Genomic DNA, 14766 nt, shown 5'->3' with positions numbered 1-14766 from the left:
ATTGTTTTAAAAGGGTAAAGTCCTCCTGTTGGGGAGGACTTATAATTTTATGGATTGGTTACATCAGTTCTAACAAGCGTTTTAGCGTTTTTTGCATCAATATATGTGGTTGTTCCTTCTTTTAAAGTAACCACATATATTACGTTGTTGGATGTTGCACTTTCTAATCTCACATTTACTAAGCTATTAGTTAAATCATACTTTGCATTAGTACTAGGATTTTTAATATCATCCATATGACCTGCTGTTTTTAAGGCACCTAGTGTTACATCCTGTCCTGAGGCAGTAATTTTAATATTCTCAGTTGTTGTATACAATCTTGCAGCATTCGCCATTTGTTGAGCGTTTGCAATATGAGCGTCAACTTTTGAATTTTTAATCATCCCGCCAATAGCCGGAATCGCAATTGCAGCAATAATCCCTAAGATAACAATAACAGCCAGCAACTCAATCAGTGTCAAACCGCGCTGATTTTTGAACATTTTTTTGAACATGATCAGGTTTCCCCCTAAGTTTAATTAGTAAATTTAACCTAATTTACTAGATTCATTATACAACACCATTAGGCACAGCGATACATTTTTTTGACAAAATTTCTTATTGAACATGGTTGAATATATCAAACATCGGGACTATTATCGCCGTGACGATTGTCCCTACAATTCCGGCGAGCAGCACGATCATCAGCGGTTCGATGATTGATTTGAGGCGGTCTGTACTGTTTTCGACTTCTTCCTCGTAAAAATCGGCTACTTTCCCGAGCATGGCGTCCAGGGAGCCGGTCTCTTCTCCGATCGCAATCATCTGTGTGATAAGCGGCGGGAAGGCCCAGTGCTTTTTCATGGGCTCGGTGATGGAGAATCCGTTCTCCAGTGATTTTTTCGAATCGCTGATCACTTTGGCGATGACTTCATTTTCAACAACCTTTTCTACAATGGACATTGCCTGCAAAATAGGAACCGAGCTTGAGAACAGTGAGCTCAGGGTTCTCGTCATCCGGGCAAGAACGGCTTTTTGAATCATCTTCCCGAATATTGGAACACGCAGTGCTGCGTAATCCAGGTAATAGCGGGTAACCGGATTTTTGCGCATGATGATGAATGCACCTGCTGCCAGCAAGAACAAGATCAGTACGACCCACCAGTACCCTTGCATAAAGTTACTCGCGTTCAATACGAAAGTTGTGATAGCAGGAAGCTCTGCGCCAAAGCCTTCAAACATGGTGACGAACGTAGGCACTACGGACAGCAGCAGGAAAATGACGACTCCTACGGCTACGACCGCGACAGCCATTGGGTAGGCTAGTGCGGACTGTATTTTCTGCTTTGTCCGGTTCTGCTTTTCATAATGCTCGCCGAGCCGCTCGAGTGTCTCGTCCATGTTTCCGCTCGCTTCCCCTGCACGGATCATATTGACGAACATACCGGAAAAGATTTTGGAATGCTTGGAGGAGGCAGCTGACAGCGGGTTCCCTGACCGCATGTCCTCTTCCATCTGCTCCAGTGCCTTCCTGAGCGCTTTGCTTTCAGTCTGTTTAGCCAGGATGTTCGTTGCCTCTACAACCGAGATTCCCGCCTTCAGCAAGGTGGAAAACTGGCGCAGATAAATGACAAAGTCTTGCAGTTTAACAGGGTTTCCAATGCTGATATCCTTCGTCAAAAAGGTTTCCGGAACCTCGCTCAGCTTCGTAACCCGAATGCCGGATTCACCGAGCTTGAAAACAGCCTCTCTTTTAGAAGGAGCTGTAAGCTTTCCGTTTACCCTGCCGGTTTTGTCCCGGCCTTCATATACATATCTGCCCATTATTCAGCCGCTCCCTGCATATACGGCAGTGCGGATTCCATTTCGATGATTCCGCTTTTCACCAATTCATCGAGCTTGCTCTGGAAGGAATGCATCCCTTGAGCCCGGCTCGTCTGAATGACACTGGGGATCTGGTGCGTTTTTTCATTCCGGATCAGGTTGGCCACCGCTGAATTGTTCATCATGATTTCGGTCACCGCTCTCCTGCCCTTCCGATCGGACGTCGGGAATAGCCTTTGAGACACGACCCCGATTAGGACGGAGGCAATCTGAAGGCGGATCTGCGGCTGCTGATTGGCAGGAAACACATCAATCATCCGGTCAATCGTTGTAGCAGCAGATGAGGTATGAAGGGTTGCGAGAACAAGATGCCCCGTCTCCGCTGCGGTGATCGCTGTGTGGATGGTTTCGAGATCACGCAGCTCTCCTACAAGAATGACATCGGGGTCCTGCCTGAGGGCTGCCTTCAGACCGGTTGCGAACGTAGTTGTATCAAAGCCGATCTCTCTTTGCTCCACCACACATTTTTGATGCTTGTGCAAATACTCGATCGGATCTTCAAGGGTAATGACATGCTTGCGCATCGATTTATTCATGTAATCAATCATAGCGGCAAGCGTCGTTGATTTCCCGCTGCCCGTCGGCCCCGTTACAAGCACAAGACCATGCGGCTTTTCTGCCATATCCTTAAGGATAGGAGGCAGCTCCATGGAATCAATGGACGGAATGGTTCTCGGAACAATCCGGATGGAAAGGGAAATGCAGGACCGCTGCCGGAATGCATTGACCCGGAACCTGGAGATGCCTGGTATACCGTAGGAAAAGTCGAGCTCTCCCTTTTCTTCAAAAAGAGTCCACTTTGTTTTGGAAATGATGGCCTTTGACATGCTTTCCGTGTCTGCCGGCATTAGCGGCTTATCGCCAAGCTTGACCAGATCTCCGTTAATGCGGAGGACCGGCGGGACGCCGACAGACAGATGGATATCGGATGCCTGCCGTTCAAATGCGGTCTTCAGGATTGCATCAATTTGATTTTTCATGACTGGGTCACCACTTAATCCGGAATCGCTACCCGGAGGATTTCTTCTGTAGTCGTTAAGCCTTGTTTCACTTTCAGCAGACCATCGTCAATCAGGAAGATCGTTTTATTTTTGACCGCCAGATCGCGCAGAGCCGAAAAGGACTCATTGTTCAGGATCATTCGCTTCATTTCATCATCAATGACCAGTAGTTCGTGAATGGCAAGCCGTCCTTTATAGCCGGTCATGCTGCACATTCCGCAGCCCCGTCCTCTGACGGTTTTCTCGATCTTCAAGCCGCGGCGGGCAAAAATTTCAGCCTCACGTTTTGTCACTTTTTGTTCTTCCGCACAGTCGCGGCATACCCTGCGCACAAGGCGCTGTGAAACAACACCTGTCAGCGAGGAAGCGACGAGAAACGGCTCCACTCCCATATCGATGAGTCTTGTAATCGTTCCAAGTGAGTCATTCGTATGCAAGGTGCTTAAAACCAAGTGGCCGGTAAGAGAAGCCCTTACCGCAATTTCAGCCGTTTCGCGGTCACGGATCTCTCCGACCATGATGATGTTTGGATCCTGGCGGAGCATGGAACGCAGCCCTTTTGCAAAGGTCATGCCGACATTGGTGTTCACCTGAATCTGGTTAATTCCTTCCAGCTGGTACTCCACCGGATCTTCGATGGTAATAATGTTGACCTCTTCACTGTTCAGCTTGTTCAGTGCTGCATACAGGGTAGAGGACTTTCCGGAGCCCGTCGGACCGGTGATCAGCACGATTCCCGTCGGCTGTTCGATGAGTTTATTGAAACGCTGAAGATTCAGGGAATTGAACCCGAGCTTGTTTAAATCATTGAGCGTGCTCCCTAAATCCAGAATCCGCATAACAATTTTTTCCCCGTAGACAGTCGGAAGAGTCGATACCCGTAAATCGACGGGGTTAAATTCAATGGCTGTCTTGATTCTACCGTCCTGCGGGACTCGGTGCTCCGTAATATCCAGATTGGACATAATCTTAATCCTCGCAGTCAGCACGCTTTGCATGTGCTTTGGCAGGGTCCGCTCATTTTTCAAAACACCGTCCACCCGGTAACGGATGAGGATCTTTGTCTCCTGCGGATCAATGTGAATATCACTTGCCTTCTGCTGAACAGCACTTTGCAGGATCTGGTTCACTAACCGGACGACCGGTGAGTCTTCGCCGGTGATGGTCTCTTCTTCAACCCGCTCTTCAACGGCAGATATTTGATCCATAATGTCAGACATGCCGTCATCGGTCTCGTAATATTTCGCAATCGTCTTAATGATGTCATCCTTTGAAGCAATGGCGGTCTGAATCTGGAAGCCTGTTGCCAGACGCAGGTCATCGATGGTGTAGAAATCCATCGGATCTGCCATGGCAACAAACAGCTTGTCCCCTTCTTTCTTTAAAGGGACGACAAGATTTCGTTTCGCCATCTCCTTCGGGACAATATTCATGAGCTTACCATCAAACGGATAGCGGTACAGGCTGATATGAGGAATGCCGAGCTGGAACTCGAGCACTTCGATCAGCTGCTGCTCCGTTACAAAACCCTTCTCTACAAGGACATCTCCAAGCTTCTGCCCCTTTTGCTTGTCCTGTAAGGACTGGTTAAGCTGCTCTTCTGAGATGAGACCAGCCTCGACAAGCAGATCACCCAGCCTTTTTCGGGTTGTCGTCATGCCTTTTTCGCCCCCGGTGTATTATTTTTCAACAGGCTCTTCATCCATCTCTCCGGCCGGTTCTGCTTCTGGTGCTTCCTGTTCCTGTTCGTTCCCGGCTTCCGCTGCCGGCTCTTCCTCCGCAGGCTGTTCTGAATCCGCCGCTGGCTGTTCTGAGTCTGCAGGAGGCTCTGCTGCTTCAGGCGGTACCGGATCAGGATTATCAGGGTCCGTTTCATCCGGCAGGACAGGCACCGTGTTTTCAGGCAGTCCGGTCTCCGGATTCAGTAAATCATTAATGACAGGGTCCGCTGCTTCGATTGGTACATAGTAACGCTTCTCCAAAATTTCATGGACCGGCGGATAAAAGTCTTCGGCTATTTCCTCTATCCCGAGCGAAAAGCCCTGGCTGTCCAATACACGCCTTGATGTTTGAACAAGAATTCCCTCTGCGCCGCTTCTCACTTCTTTCTCCTCACCGACAGAAAGGAGCGGATTGTAACGAATAATTTGTTTGAACGGATAGTAGTCCGGCTCAGAAATGACCGGTTCATACGTATACAGCAGCGGTTTCCCTGAAATACTGACGTTCAGTTTCCCGTCGGCAAGTTCAAAGGCCAGCGTATAATCCGTCTCATTCGGGTTGAAGATTTTAAAGTCCATCTCACCCGGAACGGCTTTTGCTTCCAGACCGGGACTCGCATAATCCGGCATCATAATGCCTGTATGCCTTTCTACAATTACAAAATTTGTGCCCAGCACAGTCTGATACACAGCAGATGCGATAAAACCGAGTGAGTTCTGATCTGTCGCCTGAGGGAACTGCTTCAGCAGGGACCATTGCGCTTGGCCGGCTATTTTCACTGTTGGATTTGACTGGACGAACTGGAGGATCTCCGGATCATCTGCCGGGACATTAAGAGAAGACTCGTAGATTACACCTTCTTCTCCCGCTGTAAACTTTTCCAGGCTGTAGCTTGATTCCGTCGATAACACAGCGGCAGAATCTGCAAGCTGCTTTTTGAGCATGTCCAGATCGATCAGGTCAGCCTCGTTTGAAGCAAGATCTGCCAAAACCGTATCAACCAGCATACTGTCCAGCGACACTTCAAGCGTATTTTGCTGTCCGCCGACTGCAGAACGTACGCTTTTATCCACTTTAAATTGAAGAGCATCCGCAGGAAGGATTGCTTCCTTTTTTAAAAAAGTCAGTGTTACAGGGTTTTCATTTTTCCATTGGTTGATCGTTTCCTCTACCTTTTGTGCAGCTTCTTTAGGGGGCAGACCTGAAATGTCTATGGAGGCAATCGTCGTGTTGGGTTCAAACCGGCCGCCGTTGCCGAGGAAATCCCACACAGCATTGCCTGCGTAGGAAAACCCCGTTAAATAGGCGGTACAAATCAAGAGGGCAAGGACTACGTTTAAGCCCGATTTTCTCACCTTACTCTACCCCTTACATTTCAACATTCATCGATAATTCTACTATTATGCCGGGTCCCTCATCCTGCGCCTGGCGGATGATTTCTTCCGTCAGCACACTATCCTTTGATGCGAGCAGATAACCGGATTTTGCATAAATATCTTTTACAACCCGCTTGCCTTGCAGCAGCTTCAGCTGTTTCCCTTTAATCTCTTCCATTTGATCCGGGACATTCTCCGTGTGGTCTTCGTCCTCAACAGGTTCAAGCATGATTCTGCTCGTTATTTCCTCGATTTCTTCTATTTCAGCCTGCGCGTCAGCAGCAGCTTCATCAGCTGTTAATTTTTCAGGGGTTTCGAAATAGCGGACATCTTCTTTCACGATAAGAATGTCTTTTCCGAACGTCATAACGTCCTCGGAATGAATGATGACCTGCTTATCGCGCTGAGCGATCTGCAAACCTAGGATCGTTCCGTTATCTTCATCCACATAAAATTCCCGTGCCTCGCCAAGCAGCTGGCCTTTTCGCGTCATGACACGTGTGTCATTGATCTTGATCCGCTTATTCACGAGCTGATTCGCGATCGGAATTTCATTCAGATCGATGATTGAGTTTTCTGACTCGATCGTCACAGCATATTCACCGATTCCGACAATTTTCTTAAACGGGATGGCTTTCACACTGACCTGCCACTCGGCATGCTCAACAGTCAGAAAATCAACGGTTCCTTTCTCCGGGTTAATAACGAGTGATTTGACCTCTCCCGCTTCCGTTCCCTCTGTAATGCAGATGATTGGAAGCCCTACAATTTCAATACTCTTCTTCATCGTTCACCACACCTAATCAATTAGTAAATTTCCTTGTGCTGCTGAATCCAGGATAGCTGCTCGGTTAAATACGGATAGTTACTCAAGTGTTCAGATGCTTCCGTATACAGATTGCTGAATTCGGTCTCTTCACCGGCTTCCGCCAGATAGCTGAGATATAGTTGAACAAATACAAAATATTCACGGGCACCTGTTGACTGGATGATCACATCATTCATGACGGCTTTAAAATCGTGCCCTGAAGAGTTTTCTCTTAAAACAAGGAGCTGCTCCCGGACGGCTTCAAGCAGATCATCCGGCATGCTTTTCTGGCCTTCAAAAATAGATGCTTCTGTTTCCTCTGGCGGCGGGAATTCTTCTGCTTCTTCATCGTCATGACCGAAAGAATCTTCAACCCCTTCAGGTTCATGCTGCGCTTCTTCCCGTTCATCAACGATTGCGATGTCAGCATCATTTTCCCCGGCTTTCACGTTTTCAGGCTGTATGCTGTCTTCTTCCCCTTCATCGTTCAGTTCTTCTTCATGCAGAAGATCTTCATCAAGCCAGGATTCAAACACTTCCCGCTCTTCCATTGTAATCGAAGGCTCCATTTGTTCCTTTTCTAACGGTACGGCCTCTTCTTCAGCTTCTTCCTCTGTTTCATACCAATCCTCTTCCGCAGAAGGTTCTGAAGCTTCGGTTTGTTCTGAAAGTTCGTTCAAGAAATCTCTGCTTTCTAAATCTTGTGCAGGGCTTTCCACTTCGCTGTCTGATTCAGACTCAGACAACTGCATCCGTTCAAAATCAAACTCTTCATCTTCTGCAGCGGCTGCATGATGAATTTCCTCATCCTGAATCCTCTCAAGCTCAGATTCGTCATCAGCTCCCACGATTTGGGGTTCCGGCTGCTCTTCGTCTTTCTTCTCCTCTTCAAACCAGTCCGCTTCCCATTGTTCCGGTCCCTCATTGAAAGTGGATTCATCCTGCCCGGGCTTCTGATCTGCTTCTTCCCGTTCAGGATCGTCTTCTCCTGCAGAAAACGATGAATCTTCTAAGCTTTTAAAATATGATTGCTCAAACGAAGGTGATTCATCTTCTGCACGTTCCTGCACAGCGATTAAATGATTGCCCTTCTGATGCAGAAAATAACCGCACATTCCAAGCAGCATCGCTGTAATGAGGACAGCCTGCCATACCGGCATAATCTGGGCAGCACCAAAATACAGCAGTGCAAGCAGAAAAGAAGCAGCGGTAATCACCCATTTCCCTTCCGATCTCATCTTTATCGGAATCAAAAGGAATACCGGAATCCAAATTGCAAGGCCGGCAAGTAAAAACCATATAAAACTCCAACTAGTAAAATTCAATTCATCACCTCAGTCGAAAGAATTATGCGTATTGAACTATAAAAATCAAAAACCAGTAAAAAAATCCCTGAAAAAGACAATATTCGACTATCACTTATTGTATAATAACTTTATTGAATTTGAAAGAAGGGATTCTTTTGATTGAACGAATATTTTCCCGTGAAAAGCAGCAGGGTTTCACGTTAATAGAGGTTCTGATCTCCATAACAGTTTTCAGCATTCTCACGCTGGGCATGCTTCAATTCTTTAACCAGGCCCTTGATTTCACCAATAAAAATGAAGATAAAACACTTGGAATCTATGTAGCAAGAAACATGATGAACTTTATGAAACAGCAAAACTTTCAGAACATAAATGATCGATACATTAAAACTTCCTCCGATGGCACAGTCATCGATAAAGATGCCTGCAGCGATAAAATGCCCTCCGGAGAATTTGTTTTGAACCAATCGATTAATGAGGGACTTTCGAACTGTCCGGTGTTTTTTACTCCGACGGTCAACAACCGGTCATTCGCGGTGACTGTAACCCTTTCTCCGTATAAAAAGACAGATGCCAAAGATTTAAGCGATTCGCTTATTCCCATGACAGTGAACGTTCAATGGGAGGAAAACGAAACCAGTCTGGAGGGGTATATCACCAGTGAAAAGAATCGGTAACCTGCTCAGGGAGCAGCGCGGCTTCACATTAATTGAAGTTTTGGGAACGCTGGTCATATCGTCTATTGTATTAACGGTTTTCTACAACGTCTTTATCATGGGCATTACTGCCTATCAAAAAACAGGGGTCGAAATTCAGCTAAGAGATGAAGCGGACTATGTTTTATCTGATCTAATGGATGTTCTGCAGCAGTCCAAAATTGATGAAATGAGAGAGTGCTCATCTCCCTCTGTTCCATGCATTGAATTCACACAAAATAAGAAAATCACAGAAAAAAGCGGCGTGTTCTTGGAAGAAAACGAGGATGTATCCGTCACTACAACCTTCCTTCTTAATCATTCCGTGAAGAAAACAGTAAAAGGCAATGAAAACCAAGAAGAGCAGCTGATCTCTGACCCATATGAGGTCATTCCCGGAGACAGCAAAGTAGAAGTGATCTGCTACGAGGAGGCAGCCGGAAATCCGGATGTATGCAAAGCAGGGATCGTCGATATCACGATCGCTATACAGGATACAGATTACGGTAGCGACCGTACGATACATGTTAAACCTATGATCCTGAACAGCCAATTTGGATTTTAAAAGGAGGTGCTTGAATGTTCAATAATGAAAGAGGACAAAGTCTTTTGACTGTAATGGTCATTTCCCTCATTTTCACGGTGCTGGGTGCAGCCATCATCACTAGTGCACTCGGCGGATCCAAACGAACGGAAATCAGAATAGGGGATATCGAGTTAACCGCAGAAGTGGAAAGAAAGCTGAACGAAGCGATCGCAGAATTCACGAAGACTGTTACCGACCCCATCGCGTTCAAATTAACCAATGCCGTCAGCCCCGCTGATATCAGCTTGATTAATTCGAAACTGATCAACGCCCGTGAAACCCTTATCGCGAAGGCTAAAACAGGGACTGGAGAGCCATTGCAGATCCGGGATTTATCCACATCCGCTGCTGACGGTTTTAAAATTGATACAACGAATTACCTGTCGAGGGTTTATGAATTCAGCTACACCCTTCAGGACGGTTCCAGAAAAAAGACCGTCAAAAAGAAAGTGTTTCTCTCCCCCACACCGTCCTTTTTTAATTACGCAGCAGGCACCGGTCCTGAGGGGGAGATGCTTTTAAATGGAGCCTCCGAATTTAAAGGAAACATCTATACAAAAAAACTCATCACAGAAAACAAAGCTCAATATTACGATGCTTCATCAAACGGAAAAGCAAAAAGTGCGTCCACATTGTACCCGCGTGTGAATGGAAAGGCCCTGATCCGATCTGACGTGAATGGGATAGCGAATTTTTCTGACCGCCCTGCATTACTAAGCCGTTTTGATCAGAAGTCCGCTGTCACTTTTCAAAAAGAGAATGATCTGTACATTCCGGTCAATTTTGAGAATACGTTGCTGCAGGTGATAAAAGAAGTTGGAGGAACGGCTGCATCAAAAATCACAGAAAATGACATCACAAATTCTGCCAAGCTCGATCAAGTGATTAAACAAATTGTGACATCAGGAAGCACAAAATGTGAGGGCCAGCTGCTTAATTTACTAAATCCTGTTATCGGAATTCCTATACTGACCGATAAATGTCCCCAAACCATTAAAACGATCAACAGTTTTGCAAAACCGGCCGACATCTTTTCTGTTACCAACAGTTTATCCAAACACGTAGTTGCTTCAAATTTCTCGAGTATTCAAAATAATCTCGTTTTTCTGCCGCATAAACTAACCATTCAAACCGATTTTTCCCTGGCCGATAAAAAATGGATGATCGTACATGGGGATCTCGAAATCCTCGCCAATTCAAATCAGCCGATTAAACTGCAGGGAAACATCTTTGTGACGGGGAATCTGACGATTAAAGGAAACGAAACGAACGCATCAGGAGGAGCGGAAACGGTCGAGGATGATACGATACAAGTAGATTCAACCATCTATGCTCTAGGTGGAACGACTATATCCAATACAAACTTGTCAGGATTCGATGACAGTCAGCTTGTCGTAATGACGAAGAAAGATTTGAACGTTTCAAGAATTAACGAATTTACTGAATACAGCAAAGCCGAGAGGAATCCGCTTGATGCCTTTCTTTACACAGACGCCAAAGCTGAACTCTTCGGAGTAGGCTCAATTTACAAAATAAATGGCGGCATTTTCGCAGAGGATCAGTTAACGATCCATGCGATCCGCCAGAATTCTGTCAGGCAGAGCAATAAAGTGCTCCAGATCGAAACCCCCTCTTTCCAAGGGCAAGACAATCAGCATTCCAGATTCAGTGTCACTCACGATCCTACCGTCTTAATCGACCAGCTTGATGCTCTCCCGCGTGTCGATCAGTACCAAATTATTATGGGTGAAACGATCATAACAAGATAAAAAAGAACGCCTTTCTCCGGAAAGGCGTTCTTTTTGTTACCATTTAAGCTGATCATTTCCTGAGGAAACAACCTGGATTGTTCCATTTGCTGTGATTTGTTCGCTTCCGCTTACGACCGTTGCCTGGATTGTGTTGAAGCCAGGATTAATTCCTTTCGCTTTAAATTGCCCGTTTTCAAAGGTTAATTCAAAAGCGTTGGATGGTCCTTTTTGCATTTGGCGTATCTCTCTGTACGTTGCATCCGCAGGAAAATATTCGATTTTGTCATTCAGTACAACGGTTTCTCCTACTTTGACCTCAATCGGTTTAAACACCGCTTTTTCCAGTTTCACTTCTTCCACCTTTACGGTTACAGGAGCAATTGGTTTTTTAAACTCCGCATTGTCCTTTGTATAGACCACTTCCATATTTATCGTATACTCTCCCGGCTTCGTAAAAACAATCGGGAGCTGTGCAGTATATTTTCTCGGATCCTTCATTTTAGGATCCTGGAACGCTGGCAGCGGATTGTATAACACGTCAGGCAGGCTGATTTTATATTTTCCGTTTTTTAATAAAACTGCATCAGCAGCATTTCTTAAAACTGCCCCATCCGGAAGGTTAAATTGAATCTGAACGTCTGACAAAATAGGGGTCGGTGAAGACCATTTTTTAGACAGCTCCTGATAGATTTCAACGATTCCTCCGTCTGTAGCATTTTTTGCCTGTGAAGAAATGTCTTCAAGCAGCTTCATATCGACCTGCGAGGATTCCCCGAACCCAATCGAATTCAGGATGATATTCTTTTCTTTAATAACCTTTGCCTGGTCCGTAATGTGCTTATTTATTTCCTCCTGCACAGCAGACGCGGTACTCCGTTCAATATAATATTTGCCGTTGTGCTCCACTATTATATAGTTCCGTCCCGGATTTGTATCAAAGTGCATTTTTTTCGCACCTGAAATCTGGACAGTCCGGTTATTGGAATCCCCAATCATGTATGTCTTGTCTTTAAAAGTTGTCACATTGCCTGACCAATACTTCCCTAAACCAGACCAATAGTATCCGTACTTGCTGATGTATTCATTTTCTTCTATTAATTCAAGGTATCTTTTATTTGTCTGCTCGGTTTTTTCTGAATTGGTCGGCTTGCCGTCTGTCATGAATAAAATGTACTGATTCCTGGCATCTGAACCTTTACCAGACTCGAGTATCATTCTCGCCTTTTCAAGAGAGTTAGTGTAGTTTGTTCCGCCTTCTGCTTTAATGGCAGACACTTTTGAAGCAATCCCTGAAGTATCTGAATTCAATGTGAACTGGGAGTTGTCCGGATTAACGCCTGAATCAAATGCTACGAAAGCGAACCGGTCTTTGACTGTTCTCGGCTTGTTGTTTTCATTAAAGATTTTCAGTGCTGCTGCCATTGCTTCTTTAGCATGCTCCAGTTTGCTTTTTCCCTGGACGATGTCATTCATCGACCCTGATTTATCGAATACGAACACCACGTCGATCGGAGGCCGTTCTGTTTTGGGCGCTTCCCCCTTCGGTATGGCTTCGATATCCAAGATAGACTCTGCATTAATCCCATGAACCATTCTAATATTTTGAGAGGACGCACGAACAGACGAATCAATTCGAATATCTTCCTCGGCCGCCGCAGCAGGCTCACCGGGAATAAAGTATGACGAAATCAGCAGCGACATAAGCAATAAAGCGGCAGTTATCCTTTTTATCATCTAGTGCTCCTCCTAATGGCTCATAGAATGTACAATACTTTGTCTTGACTTTACCATTATAACAAATTAATAGAAATAGATACTACTTTTCTCCTATCATATATGCGTTATTTTTTCGACAATAAAAATCCAGCCCTGAGGCTGGATTCTTTATTTTGAGTAGCCGGCGACTTTGTTGCGGCCTGCCTGCTTGGCGCCAGTGTACATGGCCCGGTCGGCATGGCGAACAAGGGATAGCGGATCATCGGCGTCATCCGGGGCTGTAGCAAGACCGATGCTTGCAGTGACATAAATCTGCTTTCTGCTGCCGCTCACCATATCCTGTTCGATACAGAACGGTTTGGATGCTATTTCATGGCGGAGTCCTTCAGCGAGAGCTAACGCCTGGTTGCGTTCCATTTCCGGGAGGAGGACGACAAATTCTTCCCCGCCGTATCGGGCAGCTGTGCCTTTCGTCCCTATGAAAGCTTCTAAACGCTGTCCAAGCTGGATCAGGACTTCATTTCCTGATTGATGTCCGTATGTATCGTTCACCTTTTTAAAATGATCAAGATCAAACAGGATAAAAGAAAGACAGGAAAGGTCTCCTTCCCGAATTCTCTCAAACTCCCTCTCGAGCTCCGATTCCATGAAGCGGTGATTGTAGAGGCCGGTCAGCGAGCAGCGCACAGACTGTTCCCTTGTCTGCTCGTGATGGCGTGCATTTTCAATGGCCACTGCCAGATGGGCGATCAGAAGATTAACGAGCATGAGCTGATGGTTTTCAAATTTTCTTCTTTTATTAGAGGCGAGAATCACCACTCCAACCACCTTCTGATGGCGAAAAACAGGAAAGGCCATCAGACTTTGGGCAGCTTTCGGAATATAGATCCCCATATGCTCCCATTGCGTCCGCTTATGGTAGAGCAGGCTCTTTTTTGCTGCGAAGACAAACCCGCTTATTCCTTCACTTACCGGAACTGTATGACCCGGACTCTGCTGCTGCTTTCCGCTCTCCATTTTTCTGATCACTTTTAACGATTTTCCGTCAATCACATCCACAATATAAGCGTAGTCCACCTGGATAATGTCTGCAATTTTCTCCACAAAAACGTCCAATACATCGTTTACGTGGAGTTTTTCTGTCAGCTGATAGCCTACTTCACTTGCTTTCTGAAGCTGTTCATTGATCAGTTTCGCCGCATAATAGTGATTCAGCACGACGGAGATCAGGACGATGGGAAGGCCTGCATAAACCAGGGCCACATTGCCGATCTGGCTGTAAAGGATGAAGAGAATCACCCCGAACAGAGAGACAATGCTTGCAGCAAAAGCTTCCCAGATAAAATCCTTTGAAAAGAATGGGGACTTTCGGTTGTAAATGTATCTCCAGACAATATTATTCAATAAAAACTGATTGACTGTAAGGGAAACGAGGAAATAGATGAATACTTCGCCGAAAAAGATGAGAGACAGGCTCTGCGGCCCGTGTGCCCCGCCCATCCATTCATAAACGGCCCCGCTAATAAGGGAGATGAATAAGAACATCAGGAAGTTGACCGGATAGCGGTAAAGGTCCTTCCAGCCGATCCGCAGCCTCAGCATCAGTACAATGATTGAGAGCTGGGCGAGCACCATTTCTGCAAATATACCGAAATATAAAAAGACCGCAAGGGACACTCCTTCTACAAAAAAGACCGGTGTCCCATTCACTACAATCGGCATGAGTGCAACGGCACACAGAAGTATGAGGAAGAGGCCGAAATCCCGGAAAGCATTTTCCGAGAGCTCGGGCGGCCAGATCTGATAGGTCATATATAAAATAATTGGCGAAACAACCGCCCAAACGGCCCATAGAATAATCTGCCTGCGCTTAGCCATACCTAATCCCCCTTCCCCTATACCTGATTATTCTATATTTTAGCAAATTTTCTGATGTTTGTG

The 14766-nt window shown here is 45.8% G+C and carries 12 protein-coding genes; 3 read left to right on the top strand and 9 right to left on the bottom strand.

Annotated elements, in window-relative coordinates:
• Positions 1 to 47 precede the first annotated feature (47 nt).
• The 7 genes from GKZ89_RS06065 to GKZ89_RS06035 form a co-directional block, all read right to left on the bottom strand.
• Positions 48 to 494, bottom strand: a complete 447-nt coding sequence (locus GKZ89_RS06065) for a prepilin-type N-terminal cleavage/methylation domain-containing protein (protein WP_155111500.1) — start codon at positions 492 to 494, stop codon at positions 48 to 50.
• Between the two features lie 103 nt (positions 495 to 597).
• A complete protein-coding gene (locus GKZ89_RS06060) occupies positions 598 to 1803 on the bottom strand; it encodes a type II secretion system F family protein (protein WP_155111499.1) in 1206 nt (401 codons plus the stop codon).
• Complete coding sequence (locus GKZ89_RS06055) at positions 1803 to 2843, bottom strand: type IV pilus twitching motility protein PilT (RefSeq protein WP_155111498.1); 1041 nt, start codon at positions 2841 to 2843, stop codon at positions 1803 to 1805. Before GKZ89_RS06055 ends, GKZ89_RS06060 begins: the two co-directional genes overlap by 1 nt.
• Positions 2844 to 2857: 14 nt before the next feature.
• Positions 2858 to 4522: a GspE/PulE family protein gene (locus tag GKZ89_RS06050; protein ID WP_155111497.1), complete on the bottom strand. Its 1665-nt coding sequence runs from the start codon at positions 4520 to 4522 to the stop codon at positions 2858 to 2860.
• Positions 4523 to 4543: 21 nt separating this feature from the next.
• On the bottom strand, positions 4544 to 5941 hold the full coding sequence (locus GKZ89_RS06045) for a VanW family protein (protein WP_155111496.1): 1398 nt from the start codon (positions 5939 to 5941) through the stop codon (positions 4544 to 4546).
• A gap of 13 nt (positions 5942 to 5954) precedes the next feature.
• On the bottom strand, positions 5955 to 6749 hold the full coding sequence (locus GKZ89_RS06040) for a PRC-barrel domain-containing protein (RefSeq protein WP_155111495.1): 795 nt from the start codon (positions 6747 to 6749) through the stop codon (positions 5955 to 5957).
• 20 nt (positions 6750 to 6769) lie between these two features.
• On the bottom strand, positions 6770 to 8095 hold the full coding sequence (locus tag GKZ89_RS06035) for a hypothetical protein (RefSeq protein WP_155111494.1): 1326 nt from the start codon (positions 8093 to 8095) through the stop codon (positions 6770 to 6772).
• Positions 8096 to 8232: 137 nt separating this feature from the next.
• Here GKZ89_RS06035 and GKZ89_RS06030 point away from each other — a divergent pair, with 137 nt between their 5' ends.
• From GKZ89_RS06030 to GKZ89_RS06020, 3 genes are read left to right on the top strand one after another with little or no spacing between them, the layout of a single operon-like run.
• Positions 8233 to 8754 carry a type IV pilus modification PilV family protein gene (locus tag GKZ89_RS06030; RefSeq protein WP_162356538.1) on the top strand — a complete coding sequence of 174 codons (522 nt, stop codon included), beginning with the start codon at positions 8233 to 8235 and terminating at the stop codon, positions 8752 to 8754.
• Positions 8738 to 9337, top strand: a complete 600-nt coding sequence (locus GKZ89_RS06025; protein WP_155111492.1) for a prepilin-type N-terminal cleavage/methylation domain-containing protein — start codon at positions 8738 to 8740, stop codon at positions 9335 to 9337. The genes GKZ89_RS06030 and GKZ89_RS06025 overlap by 17 nt, the downstream gene beginning before the upstream one ends.
• Positions 9338 to 9351: 14 nt before the next feature.
• Entirely contained in the window at positions 9352 to 11127 is a 1776-nt protein-coding gene (locus tag GKZ89_RS06020) for a hypothetical protein (RefSeq protein ID WP_155111491.1), read from the top strand.
• 36 nt (positions 11128 to 11163) lie between these two features.
• Here GKZ89_RS06020 and GKZ89_RS06015 read toward each other — a convergent pair whose 3' ends face one another.
• Entirely contained in the window at positions 11164 to 12843 is a 1680-nt protein-coding gene (locus tag GKZ89_RS06015; protein ID WP_155111490.1) for a VWA domain-containing protein, read from the bottom strand.
• Between the two features lie 150 nt (positions 12844 to 12993).
• Positions 12994 to 14703 carry a sensor domain-containing diguanylate cyclase gene (locus tag GKZ89_RS06010; protein WP_155111489.1) on the bottom strand — a complete coding sequence of 570 codons (1710 nt, stop codon included), beginning with the start codon at positions 14701 to 14703 and terminating at the stop codon, positions 12994 to 12996.
• Between the last annotated feature and the right edge of the window lie 63 nt (positions 14704 to 14766).

Source organism: Metabacillus mangrovi (assembly GCF_009711125.1).
Classification (GTDB): Bacteria; Bacillota; Bacilli; order Bacillales; family Bacillaceae; genus Metabacillus_B; species Metabacillus_B mangrovi.
This window is presented reverse-complemented; position numbering and strand designations above follow the sequence as displayed.

Bases quoted from the DNA above. Each gene is read 5' to 3' on its own strand.
- GKZ89_RS06065 (WP_155111500.1), bottom strand. From the start codon at position 494: ATGTTCAAAAAAATGTTCAAAAATCAGCGCGGTTTGACACTGATTGAG.
- GKZ89_RS06060 (WP_155111499.1), bottom strand. From the start codon at position 1,803: ATGGGCAGATATGTATATGAAGGCCGGGACAAAACCGGCAGGGTAAAC.
- GKZ89_RS06055 (WP_155111498.1), bottom strand. From the start codon at position 2,843: ATGAAAAATCAAATTGATGCAATCCTGAAGACCGCATTTGAACGGCAG.
- GKZ89_RS06050 (WP_155111497.1), bottom strand. From the start codon at position 4,522: ATGACGACAACCCGAAAAAGGCTGGGTGATCTGCTTGTCGAGGCTGGT.
- GKZ89_RS06040 (WP_155111495.1), bottom strand. From the start codon at position 6,749: ATGAAGAAGAGTATTGAAATTGTAGGGCTTCCAATCATCTGCATTACA.
- GKZ89_RS06020 (WP_155111491.1), top strand. From the start codon at position 9,352: ATGTTCAATAATGAAAGAGGACAAAGTCTTTTGACTGTAATGGTCATT.
- GKZ89_RS06015 (WP_155111490.1), bottom strand. From the start codon at position 12,843: ATGATAAAAAGGATAACTGCCGCTTTATTGCTTATGTCGCTGCTGATT.
- GKZ89_RS06010 (WP_155111489.1), bottom strand. From the start codon at position 14,703: ATGGCTAAGCGCAGGCAGATTATTCTATGGGCCGTTTGGGCGGTTGTT.